General features: G+C 72.5%; 16 protein-coding genes and 1 pseudogene. 6 read left to right on the top strand and 11 right to left on the bottom strand.

What is annotated here, in order from left to right:
• Window positions 1-233: 233 nt before the first annotated feature.
• Entirely contained in the window at window positions 234-899 is a 666-nt protein-coding gene (locus OTB19_RS14265) for a class F sortase (RefSeq protein ID WP_267798528.1), read from the top strand.
• A gap of 61 nt (window positions 900-960) precedes the next feature.
• Here OTB19_RS14265 and OTB19_RS14260 read toward each other — a convergent pair whose 3' ends face one another.
• Window positions 961-1836 carry a polysaccharide deacetylase family protein gene (locus OTB19_RS14260; protein ID WP_267798527.1) on the bottom strand — a complete coding sequence of 292 codons (876 nt, stop codon included), beginning with the start codon at window positions 1834-1836 and terminating at the stop codon, window positions 961-963.
• Window positions 1837-1950: 114 nt separating this feature from the next.
• On the bottom strand, window positions 1951-5253 hold the full coding sequence (lysX, locus tag OTB19_RS14255) for a bifunctional lysylphosphatidylglycerol synthetase/lysine--tRNA ligase LysX (protein ID WP_267798526.1): 3303 nt from the start codon (window positions 5251-5253) through the stop codon (window positions 1951-1953).
• 60 nt (window positions 5254-5313) lie between these two features.
• Here lysX and OTB19_RS14250 point away from each other — a divergent pair, with 60 nt between their 5' ends.
• Entirely contained in the window at window positions 5314-5775 is a 462-nt protein-coding gene (locus OTB19_RS14250) for a universal stress protein (protein WP_267798525.1), read from the top strand.
• A gap of 90 nt (window positions 5776-5865) precedes the next feature.
• On the opposite strand, the gene OTB19_RS14245 is transcribed toward OTB19_RS14250, so the two are convergent.
• Entirely contained in the window at window positions 5866-7092 is a 1227-nt protein-coding gene (locus tag OTB19_RS14245; protein WP_267798524.1) for a CapA family protein, read from the bottom strand.
• Between the two features lie 289 nt (window positions 7093-7381).
• Here OTB19_RS14245 and OTB19_RS14240 point away from each other — a divergent pair, with 289 nt between their 5' ends.
• Together OTB19_RS14240 and OTB19_RS14235 are read left to right on the top strand one after the other, a co-directional pair.
• Window positions 7382-7915: a sigma-70 family RNA polymerase sigma factor gene (locus tag OTB19_RS14240; RefSeq protein ID WP_267798523.1), complete on the top strand. Its 534-nt coding sequence runs from the start codon at window positions 7382-7384 to the stop codon at window positions 7913-7915.
• A gap of 245 nt (window positions 7916-8160) precedes the next feature.
• Window positions 8161-8625 (top strand): hypothetical protein, encoded by a 465-nt coding sequence (locus OTB19_RS14235; RefSeq protein ID WP_267798522.1) that lies wholly within the window; start codon window positions 8161-8163, stop codon window positions 8623-8625.
• Window positions 8626-8654: 29 nt separating this feature from the next.
• On the opposite strand, the gene OTB19_RS14230 is transcribed toward OTB19_RS14235, so the two are convergent.
• The 4 genes from OTB19_RS14230 to OTB19_RS14215 all read right to left on the bottom strand — a co-directional run bounded on the left by OTB19_RS14230 (window position 8655) and on the right by OTB19_RS14215 (window position 13344).
• A complete protein-coding gene (locus OTB19_RS14230; protein ID WP_267798521.1) occupies window positions 8655-9050 on the bottom strand; it encodes a hypothetical protein in 396 nt (131 codons plus the stop codon).
• Between the two features lie 39 nt (window positions 9051-9089).
• Window positions 9090-9950: an Fpg/Nei family DNA glycosylase gene (locus OTB19_RS14225; protein ID WP_267798520.1), complete on the bottom strand. Its 861-nt coding sequence runs from the start codon at window positions 9948-9950 to the stop codon at window positions 9090-9092.
• Between the two features lie 78 nt (window positions 9951-10028).
• Window positions 10029-12092: a SpoIIE family protein phosphatase gene (locus OTB19_RS14220; RefSeq protein ID WP_267798519.1), complete on the bottom strand. Its 2064-nt coding sequence runs from the start codon at window positions 12090-12092 to the stop codon at window positions 10029-10031.
• A 7-nt stretch (window positions 12093-12099) separates the two neighbouring features.
• Window positions 12100-13344 (bottom strand): DUF6777 domain-containing protein, encoded by a 1245-nt coding sequence (locus tag OTB19_RS14215; protein ID WP_267798518.1) that lies wholly within the window; start codon window positions 13342-13344, stop codon window positions 12100-12102.
• 165 nt (window positions 13345-13509) lie between these two features.
• Between OTB19_RS14215 and OTB19_RS14210 the strand changes: the two genes are divergently transcribed.
• Window positions 13510-14949 (top strand): lipase maturation factor family protein, encoded by a 1440-nt coding sequence (locus OTB19_RS14210; protein WP_267798517.1) that lies wholly within the window; start codon window positions 13510-13512, stop codon window positions 14947-14949.
• On the opposite strand, the gene OTB19_RS14205 is transcribed toward OTB19_RS14210, so the two are convergent.
• The 3 genes from OTB19_RS14205 to OTB19_RS14195 form a co-directional block, all read right to left on the bottom strand.
• Window positions 14935-15918, bottom strand: a complete 984-nt coding sequence (locus OTB19_RS14205) for an NAD-dependent epimerase/dehydratase family protein (RefSeq protein ID WP_267798516.1) — start codon at window positions 15916-15918, stop codon at window positions 14935-14937. The genes OTB19_RS14210 and OTB19_RS14205 overlap by 15 nt on opposite strands.
• A gap of 216 nt (window positions 15919-16134) precedes the next feature.
• On the bottom strand, window positions 16135-16311 hold the full coding sequence (locus tag OTB19_RS14200; protein ID WP_159041562.1) for a hypothetical protein: 177 nt from the start codon (window positions 16309-16311) through the stop codon (window positions 16135-16137).
• A 679-nt stretch (window positions 16312-16990) separates the two neighbouring features.
• On the bottom strand, window positions 16991-18454 hold the full coding sequence (locus OTB19_RS14195) for an SDR family NAD(P)-dependent oxidoreductase (RefSeq protein ID WP_267798515.1): 1464 nt from the start codon (window positions 18452-18454) through the stop codon (window positions 16991-16993).
• On the opposite strand from OTB19_RS14195, the pseudogene OTB19_RS14190 reads away from it, so the two are divergent.
• A pseudogene (locus OTB19_RS14190) lies at window positions 18427-19482 on the top strand (DMT family transporter); the annotation flags it as partial. The gene OTB19_RS14195 and the pseudogene OTB19_RS14190 overlap by 28 nt on opposite strands.
• Window positions 19483-19584: 102 nt before the next feature.
• Here OTB19_RS14190 and OTB19_RS14185 read toward each other — a convergent pair.
• A complete protein-coding gene (locus OTB19_RS14185) occupies window positions 19585-20892 on the bottom strand; it encodes a transglycosylase family protein (RefSeq protein WP_267798514.1) in 1308 nt (435 codons plus the stop codon).
• Window positions 20893-20915: the final 23 nt, after the last annotated feature.

Here is a 20915-nt window from a genome sequence, read left to right as displayed (position 1 = left end):
CGGTTGAGCGACACGCCGAAGCGCGGGCATCTCATCTGACGGATCCGCAGGTCACGACCCGTCAGTCATTTATGTGACGATTACCTGGATGGCCGCACCCCGTCCGGCGGCACCACCCGTTCGCTCTTCCCCGATCGCCGTCCCGCGCGTGCACCCTTAGCGTGCGTGAAGAAGGGCGTACCGGGGAGGGACTGGAACGCGGGTCGGGACCCCCGCGTCGGGAAGGGAGAGCCATGACCGAGGACGAAAGTGAGCAGCGACCGAGGAGACGCTCCCCCTGGGGTGCGCTCGCGCTGGTCCTGCTCACCGGCCTCGCCATGATGCGCAACGGCGTGGACTTCGAGGGCGGGCCGCCACAGCCCGCCGCCGCGGCGGCGGTCGGGGCGCATACCGACCGGCTGCCGGCGAATCCGCCCGCGCCGCCCGCGGACATGGAGGTGTTGGAGCACTCGTCGGTCCAGCGCATCCGGATCCCCGGGATCAGCGTGGACGCACCGGTGATGACGGTCGGACTGGACGCGACGGGCTGGATCGACGCCCCGCCGCCGGCGGATCCGAACCTCGCCGGCTGGTACCTCAACGGGATCTCGCCGGGCCAGCGCGGGTCCGCCGTGATCGTGGGTCACGTGGACAACGCGCAGGGTCCGGCCGTTTTCTACGGTCTGGGGTCGGTCCGCAAGGGCAGCCGCATCGAGGTGGAGCGCTACGACGGGCGGACGGCCGTGTTCGAGGTGTACGGCGTGGAGGTCTTCTCCAAGGACGCCTTCCCCGGAGCCCGGGTGTACGGGGACACCGGGCACGCGGAACTCCGGGTGATCACCTGTGGCGGCGGCTACTCGAAGGCCCAGGGCTACGACGGCAACGTGGTCGTCTTCGCCCGGATGGTGGAGGCCCGCTGAGCAGTCGATCGACGTCGGTACGTCGCCGCCGCGCCGAGGGAGTGGATCCTCGGCGCGGCGGTTACGCGGGCAGCTTCGGCAGGGTCATCCGGTAGCCCCGTGAAAGGAGTTGGGGCAGGTAGGTGGCGAGTGCCTGGACGCTCTGCGCGCGGTTTCCGCCCGCGTCGTGGTTCAGCACGATCACCCCGGACCCGGCGCCCTTGAGGACGCGGGAGACGATGGTCGTGGTGCCGGGCTCCGTCCAGTCGAGGGAGTCCACGGTCCAGGCGAGCGGCTCCATGCCCAGTTCGGCGCCGATCTCGAAGGCGGCCCGGTTCCACGCCCCGTAGGGCGCCCGGAACCACTTGGGCGCCTCCCCCACCGCCTGGTGGACGACGTCGCTCGTGCGTCCGATCTCGGAGGTCAGGGCGGGGCGGGTGAGTTGGGGGATCAGCGGATGGGTCCAGGTGTGGTTGCCGATGACATGTCCCTCGGCGACCATGCGGCGCAGGAGGTCGCGGTTCTCGGTGGCCATCTCCCCGCAGACGAAGAACATGGCGCGGACCTGGTACCGGGCGAGGGTGTCGAGGATCCCGGGGGTGTAGCGGGGGTCGGGACCGTCGTCGAAGGTGAGCACCATGGCGCCGGCCGTGCTCGGGTCGGCCGGCAGTCCCTCGATGGGTCGGGTGCGGACGGCGGGCTTCGCGACGGCCGGACGCGCGGGGGAGTCGGAGGTCATCGGGGCCAGCCGGTACGAGGTGGGCGGCGGCCCTTGGGGCAGGCGGGCGGGCGGGCCTCCGGCGGGCCCGGGGCCGGCGGCCGGTGCCGGGCCGGCGGTTCTCGGGACCTGTGTGTCGGTCTCGCCCCCGGTCAGCAGCCCGGAGGCGGCGGCGACTCCGAGGAAGACGGCGCTGCGCAGGAGCACGCGTCGCCCTACTGTCGGTTCGTCATTTTTCATTCTTACTACGTATCAACGACATCGTCGAAGATGTCGAGAGGCGCGGGAGCGCTTCCTCCCCCTCACCCGCACGGACCAGCCCGAGGCCGGACGGGCCAGCCGCGGCCGGACCGGTCAGCCGCGGCGCACCAGCGGGAACGGGAGCGTCTCGCGGATCGTCAGGCCCGTGAGAAACATGACGAGTCGGTCGACGCCGATGCCCAGGCCCCCGGTCGGCGGCATCGCGTACTCCAGCGCGTCCAGGAAGTCGTTGTCGAGTTCCATCGCCTCCGGGTCGCCGCCCGCCGCCAACAGCGACTGCGCGGTGAGTCGGCGCCGCTGTTCCACGGGGTCGGTGAGTTCCGAGTAGGCGGTGCCCAGTTCGGTGCCGAAGGCCACCAGGTCCCAGCGTTCGGCGAGCCTGGGGTCCTTGCGGTGCTGTCGGGTCAGCGGGGAGACGTCGGTGGGGAAGTCCTTGTAGAAGGTGGGGAGTTCGGTGCGCTCCTCCACCAGCCGCTCGTACATCTCCAGCACCACGTCGCCCCGGGTGTTCTCGGGGGTGTGCGGGACCGACGCCCGGTCGCACAGTCGGCGCAGCAGGTGTTCCTCGGTGTCGGCGTCGACCTCCTCGCCGAGTGCCTCGCTGATCGCCCCGTACATCGTCTTGACCGGCCAGGTCCCGGAGATGTCGTGGACGACGAGCTTTCCGTCGGCGTCCGCCTTGTGGGCGATTGGCGAGCCGTAGGCGGCGGTGGCGGCGCCCTGGATGAGTTCGCGGGTGAGGTCGAGCATCACGTCGTAGTCGGCGAACGCCTGGTACGCCTCCAGCATCGTGAACTCGGGGTTGTGTTTGTAGGAGACGCCCTCGTTGCGGAAGGTGCGGCCCATCTCGAAGACCTTCTCCATGCCGCCGACGCAGAGCCGCTTCAGATACAGCTCGGGTGCGATGCGCAGGTACAGGTCGAGGTCGTAGGCGTTGATGTGGGTGCGGAACGGCCGGGCGTTCGCCCCGCCGTGGATCTGCTGGAGCATCGGGGTCTCGACCTCCAGGTAGCCGCGATCCAGCAGCCCCTGGCGCAGGGCCTGGACCGCGCTGGAGCGGGCGCGTACGACGTCCCGGGCCTCCGGGCCGGAGATCAGGTCGAGGTAGCGCCGGCGCACGCGCGCCTCGGGGTCGGCGAGACCCTTGCGCTTGTCGGGCAGCGGGCGCAGGCATTTGCCGGTGAGCTGCCAGGAGGTGACCACGACGGACAGCTCGCCGGTCCTGCTGGTGCCGACCTCCCCGGAGACCACGACCTGGTCGCCGAAGTCGACCTGGGAGGTGAAGGTGTCCAGTACCTCCGCGCCGGCCTCGTCCCGCGTGAACATCACCTGGGTGTCGCCGGTCCAGTCGCGCAGCACGGCGAAGACGACGCCGCCGAGGTCGCGTACGACCATGAGGCGGCCGGCGAGGGTCACCTCTTCACCGGTCCGGGCTCCGGGCGGGTAGCCGGGGTGGGCGGCCTTCAGCTGCGCGACGGTGTGGGTGCGCTGTCGGATGCCGACGGGGTAGGGGTCGGTGCCGGCGGCCCGGATCCGGTCCAGCTTGGCGTGGCGGACCCGTACCTGCTCGGGCAGTCGTTCGACCGGGGCGCCCTGGCCGGGCTCCCCCACCGACTCCAGTCCGAGGGAGTGGATGGAGGGCAGGCCCGCGGTGCTGGACGGGGCGGTGAGGCCCTTGGGGTGGCCGTTGCCCCACAGGGTGCGCATGCGCGGTACGGAGACGAAGCCCTCGGCGATGCCGGAGGCGAGGCTGACCCGGGCGAGCGAGCCGGCGTCCTGGTAGCAGAGGAATCGGGGGTACCACTCGGGGCCGTACTTGACGTTCGATCGGTACAGGGCCTCCAGCTGCCACCAGCGGGAGAAGAACAGGAGCAGTTTGCGCCACAGCCGCAGGATCGGGCCGGCGCCGATGCGGCCGCCCTCCTCGAAGGCGGACCGGAAGACGGCGAAGTTCAGGGAGATGCGGCGCACTCCCAGGCCGGGCGCGGCGGCGCACAGTTGGGCGACCATGAACTCCATGACCCCGTTGGGCGCGGAGCGGTCGCGGCGCATCAGGTCGAGGGAGATGCCGTCCCTGCCCCAGGGGACGAAGGACAGCAGGGCGATCAGTTCGCCCTTGTCGTCGAGGGCCTCGACGAGCAGGCAGTCCCCGTCGGCGGCGTCTCCGAGCCGGTCCAGGGCCATCGAGAAGCCGCGTTCGGTCTCGGTGTCACGCCAGGTGTCGGCCCGGTCGACGATCATCTGCATCTCGTCCTCGGAGAGGGCGGAGTGCCGGCGGATGACCGTGGTGGCGCCCGTGCGGCGGACCCGGTTGACGGCCTGTCGGGTGACGCGCATGTCGCGGCCGTCGAGGTCGAAGTGGGCCACTTGCAGGATGGCCTCGTCGCCGAGTTGCAGGGCGCCGAGCCCGGAGCGGGCGTACGCGGTCGCCCCGTCCTCGGAGGCGCCCATGACGGCGGGCTGCCAGCCGTAGCGGCCGGCGACCGCCAGCCAGGCGTTGATGGCCGGGGTCCAGGCCGCGGGGTCGCCGACCGGGTCGCCGCTGGCGAGGCAGACGCCCGCCTCCACGCGGTAGGTCACGGCGGCCTTGCCGCTGGGGGCGAACACGACGGCGTTGTCCCGGCGGGTGGCGAAGTAGCCGAGGGAGTCGGCGCGGCCGTATGCGCCGAGGAGGGCGCGGATGCGGGACTCCTCGTCCCCGTGGAGGGCGGCGGTCAGCCGCTGGGAGCGGAAGAGGGTGGCGGCCGCGTTCAGCAGGGCGAGGGCGCCGAACAGGCCGAGCAGGAAGTAGAGGGGGCGGGGCGGACGGCCGTCGAACTGGCGGGCGGAGAAGAGTCCGCCGAACACCTGCTTGGCTGCCCAGTCGAGCCACTGCCCCTGGGGCAGGGTGCCGGGGAACAGTGCGACCAGGCCCCAGCCGAGGAGGACGGCGGCGAGCAGTCCCAGGCCCAGCACGAGCAGGGCCCGCCACAGGGCGCCGGGGCGGGAGGCGGCGTAGAACTCCTGGCGGGCGGCGATCAGGACGACGAGGGCCGCGACGGAGATGCCCATCGAGACGCCGCCGACCCAGTAGTCCCCGTCCGCGATGATCAGGACGTCGACGAGGATCAGCAGGGCCAGATAGGTGACGACGATCCACCACGCGACCCGCTTGCGCATGCCCAGGGCCGCGGCCAGCAGAAAGAGGAAGACCGCGTAGGCGAGGTTCTCGCTGACGGGCACCACGTACTCGTCGAGGAAGCGCACGACGTGCCGCAGGAGTCTGCGCAGCGTCGGGGAGAGCGCCAGCAGGGCACAGAACAAGCCGAGCGCCCCAAAGAACGCTCCGAACGCGTCGGGAACCCGGTTGAGGAAGCGGTTCCGGGTTCCGCGTGTCTCCTCCACGGTGGCACTCATGGTTCGCACTGTAGGGAGGCCCGTGCCGGTCCGCGCGGCGAGGCGGTTAGCCTCGGAGGCGTGACAGAGCACGTGAACACGGGATTCGAGCGCGGTACGGACGGCCCGAAGGTGATCCTGGCCGGGGTCGACGGGTCGGAGTCCTCGCTCCGGGCGGCGGCTTACGCGGCGGGGCTGGCCCGGCGGCAGAACGCGCTGTTGGCGTTGGTGTACGTCCAGCCGGTGATGCAGGCCGGTGCCTCGTTGGGCGTCCCGGTGGCGGATGCGACCGGGGAGATCGCCGAGGGCATCGTCGCGGAGATCCGCGCGTCGGCGGAACGCCTCAAGGGCATCTTCGAGGTGCGCTGGCAGTTCCACACGTTCCGCGGGGACCCGTACGGGGGCCTGGTGAGCGCGGCGGAGGAGCTGAAGGCGGACGCGGTGGTGGTCGGCGCCTCCGAGCAGGCCGGTCATCGGATCGTCGGCTCGGTGGCGGTCCGGCTGGTCAAGGCGGGCCGCTGGCCCGTCACCGTCGTGCCGTAGCCCCACCGCCTCGCCGCCGTCCGGGCCCGGTCACCGGGTCGCCCCGTCCGGATCGGTCACCGGGTCGGCCGCGGGAGCGGGTCGTGCGCCTCAGCGGGTCGGCCGCGTCACCGCTTTCAGGCCGTCCTTGGCGGCGCCGCGGCTGAGGACGGCCTCGGTGATGGCCTCGTGCGCGGTGCGGTGGTCGTCCCGGTCCGACGATCCGGCCAGGGCGTCGACGAGGTTGACGACCCTGCCCTCGTCGTTGTCCATGAGCTGCGGGATGAACTCGGCCTTCGTGACCTGCCAGCGCTGCCCGGCCGCGGCCGGCGGGGTGAAGGTGAACCGGCCGATGGAGCTGTAGCTGCCGCGCAGGTCGCGGTCGCCCTCGTGGTTGAACATCTCGCCCGCCACCTGGTCGCCCATGCCGTAGACGATCCAGGTCCCGTTGACCTTCTCGTAGGCCTGCGGGATGTGCGCGTGGGTCCCGAGGACCAGGTCGATGTCCGGCCGGCCGGCCGTCTGCGACGCGGTGAGTTCCCTGCCCAGCGACAGTTGCCTCTCGTCGGGTTCGGTCTGCCATTCCGTGCCCCAGTGCGTGCTGACCAGCACCACGTCGGCGCCCGCCTTCCGGGCCGCCCGCGCGTCCGCGACGATCTTCTTGGATTCGAGCAGGTTGACCGCCCACGGCTTGCCCTCGGGCATCGGGTAGCCGTTGGTGTCGAAGGTGTACGCCAGATGGGCGACCTTGGCGGTGCCCGCGGTGTACATCCTGGTCCTGGCGGCCTCGGCGGCGGTGCGGGCCGAACCGGCGTGTCCCAGACCGACCTTGTCGAAGCGGTCGAGGGTGCGTTCCAGCCCCTCCTCCCCGTCGTCCAGGGTGTGGTTCGACGCGGTGGAGCAGCCGTCGTAGCCCGCGTCCTTCAGCGCGTCGGCGATCTGGGGGGGCGACTTGAAGGCGGGGTAGCCGCTGAAGGGCCCGCCCTCCTCGCCGTAGATCGTCTCCATGTGGCAGAGGGCCAGATCGGCCGCCGAGACGACCGGTTTGACGCCCGCGAACAACGGCTTGAAATCGTGCCCGTCGCCGCCCGCGTCCACCGCTCCCTGCCGGATGACGGAGGTGTGGGGCAGTACGTCGCCGGTCGCCACCAGGGTGAATCCCTTCGCGGCGGCGCCGGTCGCGGCCGCGGGGGCGCCGGCCGCTTTGGACGGCGGGGGTTTCCGGGACGGCGCGAGTCGGGCGGGGGCGGAGGGCTCGGAGGTGGAGCAGCCGGCGACGGCGGCCGACAGCAGGACCGCGGACAGCAGCGCGAGGGCCCGGCGGGTGCGCGTGGTCATCTGCCCCAACTCTCATTAGTAGGACTATCCGATGATCTGAATTGATAGAAGAAGACGCCCCGCGTCAAGGAGCGGCGCCGCCCATCGGCCGTCGACTCACCCCGATGGCCGTTCGCCGCGCCGTTCGACCGTTCACCGCCCGGCACGGCCGCCCACCGGACGACCGGGGTGCTTGGGCGCAACGGCGGCACCGGACGGTTCCGGGCCGGCTCGGCGCAGGTCAGGGTGAGTGCGTCGGACCCGAGCGGGCTCCCCAGCGGACGCCGGCGAACCTCGGAAGGAGCCACTCGTGCCCCCCTCCCCCACCCTGCGGCGCACGGATCCCGAGGCGCTGGCCGAACTCCAGCGCGATCACGGACGGGCTCTGTTCGGTTTCCTGCTCGGCCTCACGGCAGGGGACGCGCAACGCGCCGAGGACCTCGTGCAGGAGACCCTCGTACGGGTCTGGCAGCACCCGGAGGTGCTGGCGAGCAGCCACGACTCCATGCGGCCGTGGCTCTTCACCGTCGCCCGGCGACTGGCGATCGACGCGCGCCGGGCCCGGCTGTCGCGGCCGCAGGAGGTGGAGCCGGACGGCCTGGAGCAGGCGCCGGCGCCCGTGGACGCGGTGGCCGGCTCGGTCACGGCGATCGACGTGCGGCGCGCCGTCGGCAGCCTGGGGCCGGAGCACCGCGAGGTCTTGATGCAGGTCTACTTCCAGGACCGGTCGGTGGCCGAGGCCGCGGCGGAACTGGGGATTCCGGCCGGCACCGTCAAATCCCGCACGTACTACGCCCTGCGCGCCCTGCGGAAGGATCTCCAGGGGTACGGACTCGGCGCCTGAGCGACCCCGGCCGGGCGGTGCGCCGTTGAGGGACCGCTCAACGAACGTCTCGAATGCGCACGGAACGGACATGAAGCGCATCGAAATCGGCATCAGAGCGTTCAAGTTGAGTAAACATCCCCCGCTCCGCGAGTTGCTCGGTGAAGGCTCAGTGCTGACGACGGGACGCTCGACACGCGGGAGAGGGTGGAACGGTGCAGCCCGAGGGTTTGAACGGCACCAGTGGCGGTGGACTGGCGGTGCCCATGGCATGGCTCTACGCGGAGTACATCGCGGACGAGCTGCTGCGCACGGGCCGGCTGATCCCGGCCGGCACACAGGAGTTCCGCGCGGGGCGCGACACGCTCGCGCTGACCATCTACCTCTCGGACGCCGCCGGTGAGCTCTCGGGGATCCGGGTGGTGTCCCAGCTCGACGAGTGGATGTCGCTGACGGCGTACGGACACCCGTGGCGCGACTGGGTCGAGACCCGCTTCCTGCAACTCGGCGAGGAGGCCGGGGCGCACGACGACGGCGGGAACGCCGACCTGGAGCTGGCCCGCGCCGCCTGGCGGTGGCTGGACCGCACCGAGCTGTTCGCCACCAACCTCGAACCCGAGCGGCACGAGCCCGAGGAGATCCCCGCGGGGCTGGACGAGAACGCCCGCATCTGGACCCCGGCCTGGGAACTGGGCCTGCCGCTCGGCCACTTGGCGATGCACCTGTTCTGAGGCGCGACGGGGACGGCGCGCCGCGGGGACTACCGCGGGCGGCGTGGCCCGGGGGCTTCCGCGGGGTCGGTGACCAACCCGGTGAAGTCGGCCTCGTTCCGCTCGGCCCGCGTCACGTACCACCGGGCGATCAGCCACATCACCGGGTACACGAGCAGGCCGAGCACCACCCAGACCAGCGGCCCCGATCCCACGCGCGGCAGCAGGAACACCAGCGGCAGCGTCGCCACCAACAGCACGAGCGCGGCCAGCGCACCGAGCCCTGCCCGGAGTTGACTGCGCATCAGGGCGCGCACGTAGGTGGCGCCGAGGGTGGTCTGTTCCGAGATCTCGGAGCGGGCCGGCGTGTGGGGCGGCCTGCGGCGGGTGCCGCGCGGCACCCCCGTGACGGTCTCCCGGCGGGGCGGCGGTTGGTGCTCGGCCATGGTGGCGGATTCTACGCGGCCGGTCGCGGCGGGAGAAGGCTACTTCAGGAGCCGGGACAGCCTCCGGTCCGCGAGGGGTTTGCCGCCCGTCTGGCAGGTGGGGCAGTACTGGAGCGAGGAGTCGGCGAAGGACACCGAGCGCACCGTGTCCCCGCACACCGGACAGGGCTCCCCGGTCCGGCCGTGTACGCGCAGGCCGCTCTTCTTCTCGGCCTTCAGCCGCCCGGCGGCCACCCCGTGGGCCCGGGCCACCGCCTCGCGCAGAGTGCTCTGGACAGCCTCGTACAGGGAGGTCACCTGCGCGTCGTCGAAGGAGGCGGCCAGTTTGAACGGCGAGACGCGGGCCGCGTGGAGGATCTCGTCGCTGTACGCGTTTCCGATGCCGGCGATGACGCCCTGGTCGCGCAGCACCCCCTTGATCTGCCGCCGCTCCCCCGCCAGCAGGGCGGCGAAGGCGTCCCGGTCGAAGTCCTCGGCCAGCGGGTCCGGCCCGAGCCGGGCGACGCCGGGAACCTCCTGCGGATCGCGGACCACGTACACCGCGAGCCGCTTCTGTGTGCCCGCCTCCGTGAGGTCGAAGCCGCCGCCGCCCTCCAGCAGGAGGCGCAAGGCCAGCGGGCCCTTCCCCGGGCGGGGCGGCTGCTCGGGCATGGCGTCCTGCCAGCGCAGCCAGCCGGCCCGGGCCAGGTGGGTGACCAGGTGCAGTTCGCCGATGCTCAGGGCCAGGAACTTGCCGTACCGCGCGGTGCGCCCGATCGGGCGGCCTTCGAGGGCGGTGAGCGGTGGGTCGTACGTCTTGAGCACGCTGACGGCGAGCGGCAGGACGCGTTCGACGACCCGTCCGGTGAGGTGCTCGTCGAGGAACTCCCGCAGAGCCTCGACCTCGGGCAGTTCAGGCATCCTCCCAGCCTGCCGCCGGCTCCCCGCCCGCGCGACTCGACCGGCGCCCCGGCCCCGGCAGGATCCGGAAGAGAGGGGTTAGCCCATGACGAACTCGCACCACACGCACTTGCCGCTCCCGCGCGGCTCCACGCCCCACACGTCCGCCAGCCGGTCCACCAGCATCAGGCCGCGCCCGGACACGCCCGAGTCGCCCGCCTCCCGACGTCTCGGCAGCGCGCTGGAACGGTCCTCCACCTCCACCCGCAGGCGTCGTTGCGAACCGGCGAGGATCCGCAGCGTCACGATGGCCGGCCCGTCCGTGTGCATCAGGGCGTTGACGATGAGTTCGTCCGCGACCAGTTCGATCTCGTCGGACCTGCCGCGGGCCCCCCAGGACCGCACCGCCGCGCCGATCATGTGTCGGGCGGCGACCAGCGCCTCGGGGTCGCCGGGGGCCACGTGCTGCTGGAGGCGGCCGCCGGCCTGGGGGGTCTCGTCCGGTTGGCGGCGCAGCAACAGCAGCGCCATGTCGTCGTCGCCGCCCCGCTCGTCGACGATCTCGCAGAGCCGGTCGGCCAGCTCCCCCAGGTCGGCCGGCCCGTTGCGGACCAGGGTGGTGAGGAGTCGGATGCCGTCGTCGAGGTCGGCGCCGGGTTGTTCGACGAGCCCGTCGGTGCAGAGCAGAAGCGTTTCCCCGGGATCGAGTTCCACCGTCGTGACGCCGTACTCCAGCCTGCCGAACTCCGCCGACAGCCCGAGCGGCATCCCGCCCTCCACCGGCAGCCGCCGGCAGTCCCCGTCGACGGTGCGCAGCAGGGGGTCGATGTGGCCGGCGCGGACCAGTTGGAGCACGCCCGTGGCCAGGTCGGCCTCGACGTACAGGCAGGTGGCGAACCGGTCGGTGTCCAGTTCGTGGAGGAAGACGGACGCCCGGGCCATCACCGTGGCCGGCGAGTGCCCCTCGGCCGCGTACGCGCGCAGCACGATCCGCAGCTGCCCCATGACCGCCGCCGCGTGCGTGTCGTGGCCCTGCACGTCCCCGATGACCGCGCCGACCTTGCCGCCCGGCAGCGGGATGACGTCGTACCAGTCGCCGCCGATGTCCTGGCCCATTCGGGCGGAGCGGTAGCGGACCTTGATGTCGACGCCGGGGACGGACGGGATGCGGCGCGGCAGCATCGCCTGCTGGAGGCCCTCGGCCAAGTCGTGTTCCTGTTCCAGCAGCATGGCCCGCTGGAGGCTCTGCGCGATGCTGCTGCCCAGGGCGACGAGCAGGTTGCGTTCGTCCTGGGTGAAGCCGTCCTTGTCCTGGTACAGCAGTCCGATGGCGCCGATCGGGCGGGCCTGGGCGATCAGCGGCAGGTACGCGGCGGCCGAGATGTCCATGTAGGAGATCTTGGCCCAGAGCTCCGGGTAGCCCTCGGCGAACTCCTCGGCCGAGTCGAGGAAGCGCGGTTCGAGCGAGCGGACGACCTCGCTCATCGGGTACGCCTCGTCGATGCGGGTGTAGCGGGTGCCCGGCACGAAACTGCCCACGGGCCCTTCGGCCACCAGGTGGATGCGGCCGGCCTCGACGAGGCCCATCACCATGCCCATGGAGCCGAGCCGCTCCAGGCCGTGGGCGTCGCCGATGACGTCGATGACGTCCCGAACGGTGCGCGCGTGGGCGAGGGCGGCCGTGGTGCTCTCCACGACGGAGGTCTGGCGTCGGCGCTCCTCGTCCAGACCGAGGCGCTCGGCCGAGTGGCTGAGCTCCTCGGTCGCGTCCCGGACGATCCCGATGATCCGGTGCGGCTTCCCGTCCGTGCCGCGCATGACCCGGCCCTGGGTGTGCGTCCAGCGCAGTCGGCCGTCGCGGCAGCGGATGCGGAAGTAGGCGCCGTAACTGTCGACCCCGCTCTTGAGTGCGCCGGAGACCAGGGCGTCGAGCCGGGTCGCCTCCGCGGCCGGAACGCGGGGCGACAGGGACGCGGGGCGTCCGTCGTACATGGCGGGGTCCGTGTCGAAGACGTCGAGGGCCGCTGCGTCCAGGTGCATGAGCCCGGTGACCAGGTCCCAGTCGAAACTGCCCATGCGGTTCAGCGAGAGCGACCGGTCCGGGTGTGCGGGCCAGTCGTCCGGCAGCGATACGGTGGTCGGCACCGATCCACCATGACACACCGGCGGGTCAGGCGCTCTCCAGTTGCCCGCCCGGGTCCGAGGGCTGCTGCCCGACGTCGGGGACGTTGCCAGGGCCGTACGGATCCCCCTGGTCCGGGACCGCGTCCGGTCCGGTCGGCAACCCCGGGTCACCGTTCGGCAACCCCGGGTCGACGGGCATCGGCTCCGTGAAGAGGTCCGGGGGGATGTCCGACGGCTGACCGGGCGGTACGTCGGAGGGGACATCGGAGGGCACCCCGGCCGGCGGGCCGGACGGGATCTCCTGAGGCCGCCCGCTCGGAACGCCCGGGGGAGGACCGCCGGGAACGTCCGCGGGCGGGCCGGAGGGTCCGTCGGACGGCGCCCCGGAGGGTGCCGACTCCCCGGGGGACGGCTCGGCGGTGGTGGCGGGACCGTTCGGGATGCCGTCCGACGGGTCGTAGGGGGGCGTCACCTGCGGGGTCCTGTCCTGGGCTCCGTCGTCGCCGCTCGTCCGCTCGATCCACGTGTTGTTGGCGATGTTGACGATGGTGAGTCTGCCCAGCACCTGGGCGGTGGGCTCGATGACGATCACCTGGTTCGCCTGGTAGCCGTTCCACGCGTCGCCCTTCATCACCGGGCTCCCCTTGGGGGCGCGCGGGGCTCCCAGGGGATTGCCGCAGGCGCAGCGCACGCGGGGCATGCCGTGGTTGTCCACGAGGACGGCGGTCCCGGCCTGGAGCACGGACTGGAAGCTCTTCTCCCGGCCGTCGCGGAAGCCGTGGCTGGTCACGCGGGCATCGGCCCGCAGCACCACCGGGGTGAGGCCGCGCAGGTGGTCGGGGAGCATCGCCTGTTCGATGCCGGAGGCCCGGGCGAACGCGCCGGCCTTGGCGTCGTCCCCGGTGAGGAAGCCGACCTGCTGTTCGACGTCGCAACTGCCGAGCCGCTGGGTTCCGCCGTACAGGCCCGGGGTGGCGGCGTTGACGGTGCGGATGCCCTGGCCGGACGCGTTGGGCAGCGGCGGCTGGACGGGGGCCGATTCGGCGGTGGCGGAGGAGCTGGTGAACGGGTCGGGGCCGGCCGTGCCGACCGGCTGGAGGTGGACCTCCTGGCTCTCGGGGCCGGCTGCCGCGGCCCGGGGTTCCTCGGTCGTGCCGCAGGCCGTGGCGAGCAGCCCGAGCAGTCCGACGAGCGCGAAGAGGGGCGCTCTGGCGGGGGTGTGACGGCGTGGTGTCTGACGGTGTGGATTCTGACGGTGTGTCGGTGCGTGCACGTCGGGCCCGTCGCTCACGTGTTTCTTCCTTTCGCCCCGGTTGCTCCTCCTTGTCTGCCGCATCTCCCCCGACACCGCATCTTGAACGCGTTCAAGGAATGTGTGGGGTCGGAGCCGTGCCGATTGCGCGTTCACGTCCCCGCGGACCGGCACGGTCCGCCCCGGCGCCTGATACTGGAGACGATGGACTGGTTCACGGCGCCGGACTCCTGGCTGGGCCGGCTGATCTTCCAGCGGGCCCTGGCCGGGGTGTACCTCCTCGCCTTCGTGGGGGCGGCCCTGCAGTTCCGGGCGCTGATCGGGACGCATGGCATGCTGCCCGTGCCGCGCCACGTGCGGCACGTGCCCTTCCGGCGCGCCCCGAGCCTGTTCCAACTGCGCTACTCGGACCGGCTGTTCGCCGGTTGTGCGTGGACCGGGGCGGTGTTCGCGGCCGCGCTCGCCGCCGGCGTCGGGGACCTGGTGCCACTGGGGGCGGCCATGGCGATGTGGGCCGTTCCCTGGCTGTTGTACCTGTCGATCGTGAACGTGGGGCAGACCTGGTACGCCTTCGGCTGGGAGTCGCTGCTGCTGGAGGTGGGCTTCCTCGCGGTCTTCCTCGGCAACGCCCGGATCGGGCCGCCGGTGCTCGTGCTGTGGCTGCTGCGGTGGGTCCTCTTCCGGGTGGAGTTCGGGGCGGGGCTGATCAAGATGCGGGGCGACCCCTGCTGGCGCGAACTGACCTGCCTCTACCACCACCACGAGACGCAGCCGATGCCCGGGCCGCTGAGCTGGTTCTTCCACCACCTGCCGAAGCCGCTGCACCGTGTGGAGTGCGCGGCGAACCACGTGACCCAGCTGGTGGTCCCGGTCCTGCTCTTCACCCCGCAGCCGGTGGCCTCGTACGCCGCCGCGATCATCGTGGCCACCCAGGCGTGGTTGGTCCTGTCGGGCAACTTCGCGTGGCTGAACTGGATCACGATCACGATCGCGCTGTCGGCGATCGACTTCACGGGGCTCGCGGGCCCGCCGCCGGCGGCCGCCTCCCGCGGGGCGCCGCTCTGGTTCGTGGTGCTGGTGTGCGCGGTGAGCGCCCTGGTGCTCTGGCTCAGCCGGCACCCGGTGGCCAACATGGCCTCGCGCCGCCAGGCGATGAACCGCTCCTTCGACTCCCTGCACCTGGTCAACACCTACGGGGCGTTCGGCACGGTGAGCCGTGTCCGGGACGAGGTGGTGGTGGAGGGGACCGCGGACCGGGTGCCGCGGGAGGACGGCGACTGGCGCGCCTACGAGTTCAGGGGCAAGCCGGGCGCGCCGGGCCGGATGCCCCGGCAGTTCGCCCCGTACCACCTGCGCCTGGACTGGCTGATGTGGTTCGCGGCGCTCTCCCCCGGCTACGCGCGGGACTGGTTCGGGCCGTTCGTCGAGCGGCTGCTGGCCGGCGACCGGGACACGCTGCGGCTGCTGCGGCACAACCCGTTCCCGGACGCCCCTCCGGTCCACGTGCGGGCCAGGGTCTACCGCTACCGCTTCACGACCTGGCGGGAGCTCCGCGAGACGGGCGCGTGGTGGCACCGCACCCTGCTGCGCGAGTACCTGCCGCCGACCCGACTCGCGGAGACCTCCTGGTCAGAGCCCGAGTAGGACTGCCTCCTGCTCCGCGGAGATCCCCTTGGCCGAGCGGTCGGGGCGGAGCGGTGCGACCCCGTCGAGGGATCGCAGCCAGGCCCAGGTGTCGGCGGCGGTCTCCGCGATGGGGCGGCACACGAGCCCCGCCTCCACCGCCTTGGTCACGTCGCCGCTCATGTACGCGTGCAGTTCGCCGCCCTCGGGAAGCCAGATCGGCAGGTCGGTCCACGGCTGGACGCCCGCCGCCTCGATCGCGGCCGGGTCGATCCAGCGCAGCTCGGCGTCCCCGCCCGTGGCGGCGAGGCACGCTTCGAGAAGCTCCTCCATCGTGGCGTGACCGACCGGGGAGACCAGGTTGTAGGCGCCGTCGCGCCCCGCCTCGGCGGCGTCCAGCGTCCAGGCCGCGAGGTCGCGCACGTCGATGTACTGGAGCCGGTGCCCACGCGGCCCGGGGGCCGCCATCGGCCCGCCGCGGGCGGCGCGGTTCAGCCACCAGGGCAGTCGGCCGACGTTCTCGTAGGGGCCGATGATCAGGCCGGCGCGCACCAGCAGGGCGCGGTCGCCGAAGGCGTCGAGGGCCGCGAGTTCGCCGCCGCGCTTGTCCTCGGCGTAGGCGAGGGAGACGGCGTCGGCCGAGCCCTCGACCAGCGGGCCGTCCTCGTCGAGGCCGGCCGGGGCCGGGTAGGCGTAGACCGAGCGGCTGGATATGTACACGTACCGACCGACGCGGTCGGCCAGCAGGCGGGCGGTGTCGCGCACGGCGGTGGGCGCGCCGCTCCACGTGTCGACGACGAGGTCCCACTCTCCGTCGGCGAGGCCGGCCAGGCCCTCGGCGGAGGTGCGGTCCCCGTGCACGGCGAGGACGCCGGGCGGGGGCGCGTGGTGACCGCGGTGGAAGACGGTCACCTCCCAGCCCCGGGCGAGGGCGTCCTCGGTGATCGCGCGTCCGACGAATTCGGTGCCACCCAGCATCAGCAGTTTCATGAGATGAGCCTGCCCGGCGGGCGGCCTGCGCGGAACCCGTGATCGCTCTCGGCGATGACGCCCAGGGCGTACGCGAATCGGGAACTCCGGCCGCAGGGACGGGTGTCGCAGTCGCGTCGGGCCCGGTCGGGGGCGAGGGGCGCATGCCTCGCCCCCGTCGCCGTCGTGGCGCGGGGGCGCAGGTAGGGCCCTTTGGGGCCGGTGTGGCCGGTGGCTCTAGTCGATGCCGGGGAGGATGTGCGGCTCGGCCAGGTCGTCTTCGTAACCCGCCAGCCGGATGGGGGCGGAACGCGCCCACACTTCGAGGCTCCCGAGTTCGTCGGACCGGGTCTTCCCCTTCACCGCTCGGACGGTTCGCTCCAGCGATGGGTCGGGCTTGGTCATTTCAGTCACCGCGAACTCCCTTGTGTCGCGTAACCCAGCGGGCTGATCGCGCGCCGGAGATAGGGAAATAAAGGTTTTCCGGACGCGGTGGCGCCTTGGTGGAGCGGGGCCCGGGTGAGGCCTCCATGCCGATCAGAGTACACATATGAGCGGGGTCCCGCTCGATGGAACGGTAAAATCCACTCCGGATCACTCGTTTTCGCCCGGAGTTCCGTACGTCGGACGCCGGCGGTGCGCCGGAATGGGCTGTCGGACCTACGAGAAGGCACGGAGCGGGGGTTCAAATCGGGCCTGCCGGGGCGCCGGTGGCACTCCCGACGGTAGCGTCGGCCCGTGCCACCCGCGCGAGTTCCACCACCGACCCGACGGCCGTGTTCCGGCGGAGCGGGATGGCCGGCGCAGGCCACACAGGGCCGGACGGGAGGTGCCGGGGGTGCGCGGGGCCGGGCCGGGCGTTGGGCCGGGCGGGTGACGGGCCGGGCGGCGCACGCCTCGTCGGGACGGGCCCGGACGCGGCGGCCGGGGGCGGTCACCGCGCCTTCGCGGCCTCACCCGAAAGGAGGACGCGGGGACACCGCGCTCCCACGCACCCCGGGGCCGCGCCACGCGCGGGAAACCCCACTCGCCCGGGCCGGATTCGGCACGGGCGAGCGGATGGAGCGGGAGGGTCAACCAGTTGCGGGAGGGTCTACCAGTTGGCGGGGGCGTAGTCCTTGAGGAAGACGCCGAACAGTTCCTCGCCCGCCTCGCCGCGCACGATCGGGTCGTACACGCGGGCCGCGCCGTCCACCAGGTCGAGCGGGGCGTGGAAGCCCTCCTCGGCGAGCCGGATCTTGTCCGGGTGGGGCCGCTCGTCGGTGATCCAGCCGGTGTCCACCGCGGTCATCAGGATCTGGTCCTTCTGGAACATCTCCTGGGCGCTGGTCCGCGTCAGCATGTTCAGCGCGGCCTTGGCCATGTTGGTGTGCGGGTGGCCGGCGCCCTTGTAACCGCGGCTGAACACGCCTTCCATCGCGGACACGTTGACGACGTACCGGCGGCCGGCCTCGGTGGCGGCCATCGCCGGCCGGAGCTTGCTGATCAGGATGAACGGCGCGGTGGAGTTGCACAGCTGCACTTCGAGCAGCTCGATCGGGTCCACCTCGGACACCGTCTGGATCCAGCTGTTGGTGTCGTGCAGGTCCGGGACCAGGCCGCCGGCGTCGATGGCCGTGCCGGCGGCGATCCGCTCCAGGGAGGCGGAGCCGGAGACCAGGGCCAGCTCGGTGATGTCCTGCGCGCTGAGCTTCTCGCCCTTGCCGGTGGGCAGGGCGGCGACCCGGTCGACGGTGCCGCTGCCGAAGGTGCCGATGACCTCGGAGGTGGGCAGCTCGCCGGCCGGGAGCGGGGCGTTCTCGGCGGCGACGAGTTCGCTGTAGGCGCCCGGGGAGCGGCGCACGGTCTGCGCGGCGTTGTTGATCAGGATGTCGAGCGGGCCCTCGGCGGCGACCGAGTCGGCGAGCGCGACGACCTGGGCCGGGTCGCGCAGGTCGATGCCGACGATCTTCAGGCGGTGCAGCCACTCGGAGCTGTCGGGCATGGCCTTGAAGCGGCGGATCGCGTCGCTGGGGAAGCGGGTGGTGATGGTGGTGTGCGCACCGTCGCGCAGCAGCCGCAGCGCGATGTACATGCCGATCTTGGCGCGGCCGCCGGTGAGCAGGGCGCGGCGGCCGGTCAGGTCGGTGCGGGCGTCGCGGCGGGCGCGGTTGAAGGCGGCGCAGTCCTGGCAGAGCTGGTGGTAGAAGGCGTCGACCTCGACGTAGCGGGTCTTGCAGATGTAGCAGGAGCGCGGACGCTGGAGTATTCCGGCGATCGGACCCTTGGTGGCGGCGGTCAGGGCGTTGCCCTGGGTCTCGTCGTCGATGCGCTCGGCGGAGCCGGTCGCGGTCGCCTCGGTGACGGCCTTGTCGTTGGCGGTCTTGGCGGCGCGGCGGTCCTGGCGGCGGCGCTGCTTGACCGTGCGGTAGAGGCCGGCGGTGGCACGGCGTACGGTGATGGCGTCGGGGTGGTCGACGTCGAGCTTGTCGAGCTCACCGAGCACGTTGAGGACGAGGGCCAGCCGCTCGGGGTCGATGCCCGGCCCGTATGCGTGGTTGTCTTCGGTCACCGTCATGGCCGCTGCCGTTCCTTGATCACTCGTCCGCGTCCGCCTGCTGCGGAGGTTCCAAAAGGGCCACTGTACGGAGGCAACGCGCCCGGGGACAAACCCGTGCCCGGACGCCTCACGCACGGCGAGGGGCCCGTCACGGTGGGGAGGGACGGGGCACTGATCGACGGCGTGGCCGGAATCCGCCCGTCCGAGCGTTCCGTAGTACCACCGGAGTATGCCGAGAGGATGACTCGAAGCCCTGTGGAGGCTCCTCTGGGGGGAGGAATAGGGCGCCTGGGTCGGGCATTGTGGAATTCATGAGTGCCTTCGCGGTGTCCGTTCTGCTCTGCCTGGTGTCCGCCGTCGCGTACGCGGGCGGCGCCATCGTCCAGGAGCAGGTGGCGGCGGGCTCGCCGAACCGGTCCTACGCGCCCCTGCGCCGGGCCGGTTGGTGGTTCGCGGTCGGGCTGAACGCGCTCGGCGCACTGTTGCACGTGGTGGCGTTGGCGTACGGGCCGCTCAGCCTGGTGCAGCCGCTCGGCGCCCTGACCATCGTCTTCGCGCTCCCGATGGCGGCCGTCCTCGTCCATCGCCGGGCGGGCGCCGCGGCCTGGCGCGGGGCGGTGGCGGCGACGGTCGGCCTGGCGGGGCTGTTGGCCCTGACCGGCGGCGAGGGCCGGGCGGAGCAGGCGTTGACGCACGGGGGTCGGACCCTGTTGCTGGTGGTCGCGGGTGCGTCGGTGGCCGTGTTGTTCCTGACGGCGCAGCGCACGCATGGGGCGGTGCGGCGCAGTGTGCTGCTGGCCGCGGCGGCCGGTACGGCCTTCGGCATGGCCTCGGTGTTCACGAAGTCGGTGGCGGAGGGATTCTCCCTGGACGCGCCGACCGCGATGTGGCCCGATCTGGCGGCGATCGCCACGCTGGCGGCGGGCGGTCTGCTGCTGTCGCAGGCCGCCTACCGGGGGGCGGGGCTGACGGCGCCGCTGGCGACGGTGACCGTGGTCAACCCGGTGGTCGCGGCGGCCGTCGGGATCTCGGTGTTCGACGAGGGCTTCCGCTACGGGTCGCTGGGCGCGCTGGCGGCGGCGGTGTGCGCCCTCGTCGCGGCGGCCGGCCTCCTCCTGCTCATGGCCGTGCCGCCGCACGTGCGCGGGTCAGATGCTGACGCCGTGCCCGCGGAGGTAGCGCAGCGGGTCGATGTCGGAGCCGTAGCCGGGCCCGGAGCGCATCTCGAAGTGCAGGTGGGGACCGCTGCTGTTGCCGGTCGAGCCGGAGCGCCCGATCCGCTGGCCGCCGGAGACCTGCTGTCCGCCCCTGACGCCGAGCGCGGACAGGTGGGCGTACTGGGAGTACCGGCCGTCGGCGTGCCGGATGACGACCTCGTATCCGTAGGCCCCGGACCAGCCGGCCGAGACCACGGTGCCGGAACCGACCGCCTTGACGCTGGTGCCGGTGGGCACCGGGAAGTCGACGCCCGTGTGGTAGCCGCTGGACCAGGAGGAGCCCGCGACACGGTAGGCGGTGCCGAGTCCCGCGTCGACGGGCGCGAAGAAGCCCCCCGAGGAGGTCTGCTGCTTCGCTGAGGCCGCCTCGGTCTTCGGCTTCGCCTTCGGGGCGGGCTTGCTCTGCTCCGGCGTGGGCTTCGGCTTCGGCGCGGGCTTGCTCTGCTCGGGCTTCGGTGCGGCCGGCGCCACGGGCTTGACCGGCTTCGCGGTGCGCGGCGGCTTCTCCGGGTTCTGCGCCGGCGGTGCGGCCGTGATCCGCAGGGTGAGGCGCTGCCCGGGCAGGATCAGGTTCGGATCGGCGCCGACGGTGGCCCGGTTGGTCTCGTACAGCGCCTGCCAGCCGCCCTCGACGTGCTGGTCGGTGGCGATCGCCGACAGGGAGTCCCCCGGGGCGACGACGTACGGGTTCGGGAGCACGGACGTGCCGGTCGGACGCGGCGCGGTCTTCGGCGTCGCGGCCCCGTCCTGCGGGAGCTTGGCGGTGACCTGCACCTTCGTGGGCTGGGGCGCGGGGGTCCGGGCCTTGGCCGGCTGCGGCTTCGCGGACTGCGTGTGCGGGGTGACGGCGGGCGCCGGGCCGCTGCGGCTGAGTCCGGCGGCGGGTCCGCACGAGGGCCAGGCCTGCGGGCCCTGCCCCTTGAGGACCTTCTCCGCGACCGCGATCTGCTGGGCCTTGGTGGCCAGGTCGGCGCGGGGGGCGTAGGCGGTACCGCCGAAGGCCCGCCAGGTGCTCTGGCTGAACTGGAGCCCGCCGTAGTACCCGTTGCCGGTGTTGATCTGCCAGTTGTTGGTCGATTCGCAGGTGGCGACCTTGTTCCAGGTCTCCACCGAGGCGGCATGGGCGGACCCGGCTCCGACGAGAGGGAGCGCGATCCCGGCGCCACCGGCGGTGACGACGAGCGAGGCCCGGTTGATGCTGCTCGGCTGGTACCGGCGGTGCCGGCCCCGTACGCCCATGGGAGCCCCCTTGAAGACATCAG

The organism is Streptomyces sp. H27-H5, from assembly GCF_026627505.1.
Lineage (GTDB): Bacteria > Actinomycetota > Actinomycetes > Streptomycetales > Streptomycetaceae > Streptomyces.
The sequence above is the reverse complement of the archived record's forward strand: the minus strand, read 5'-3'. Positions and strand labels throughout refer to the sequence as shown.

Excerpts from the sequence above, each read along its gene's own strand:
- OTB19_RS14245 (WP_267798524.1), bottom strand. The coding sequence starts at position 7,092 with ATGACCACGCGCACCCGCCGGGCCCTCGCGCTGCTGTCCGCGGTCCTG.
- OTB19_RS14205 (WP_267798516.1), bottom strand. The coding sequence starts at position 15,918 with ATGAAACTGCTGATGCTGGGTGGCACCGAATTCGTCGGACGCGCGATC.
- OTB19_RS14210 (WP_267798517.1), top strand. The coding sequence starts at position 13,510 with ATGGACTGGTTCACGGCGCCGGACTCCTGGCTGGGCCGGCTGATCTTC.
- OTB19_RS14265 (WP_267798528.1), top strand. The coding sequence starts at position 234 with ATGACCGAGGACGAAAGTGAGCAGCGACCGAGGAGACGCTCCCCCTGG.
- OTB19_RS14195 (WP_267798515.1), bottom strand. The coding sequence starts at position 18,454 with ATGACGGTGACCGAAGACAACCACGCATACGGGCCGGGCATCGACCCC.
- OTB19_RS14230 (WP_267798521.1), bottom strand. The coding sequence starts at position 9,050 with ATGGCCGAGCACCAACCGCCGCCCCGCCGGGAGACCGTCACGGGGGTG.
- OTB19_RS14260 (WP_267798527.1), bottom strand. The coding sequence starts at position 1,836 with ATGAAAAATGACGAACCGACAGTAGGGCGACGCGTGCTCCTGCGCAGC.
- lysX (WP_267798526.1), bottom strand. The coding sequence starts at position 5,253 with ATGAGTGCCACCGTGGAGGAGACACGCGGAACCCGGAACCGCTTCCTC.
- OTB19_RS14185 (WP_267798514.1), bottom strand. The coding sequence starts at position 20,892 with ATGGGCGTACGGGGCCGGCACCGCCGGTACCAGCCGAGCAGCATCAAC.
- OTB19_RS14225 (WP_267798520.1), bottom strand. The coding sequence starts at position 9,950 with ATGCCTGAACTGCCCGAGGTCGAGGCTCTGCGGGAGTTCCTCGACGAG.
- OTB19_RS14235 (WP_267798522.1), top strand. The coding sequence starts at position 8,161 with ATGGCATGGCTCTACGCGGAGTACATCGCGGACGAGCTGCTGCGCACG.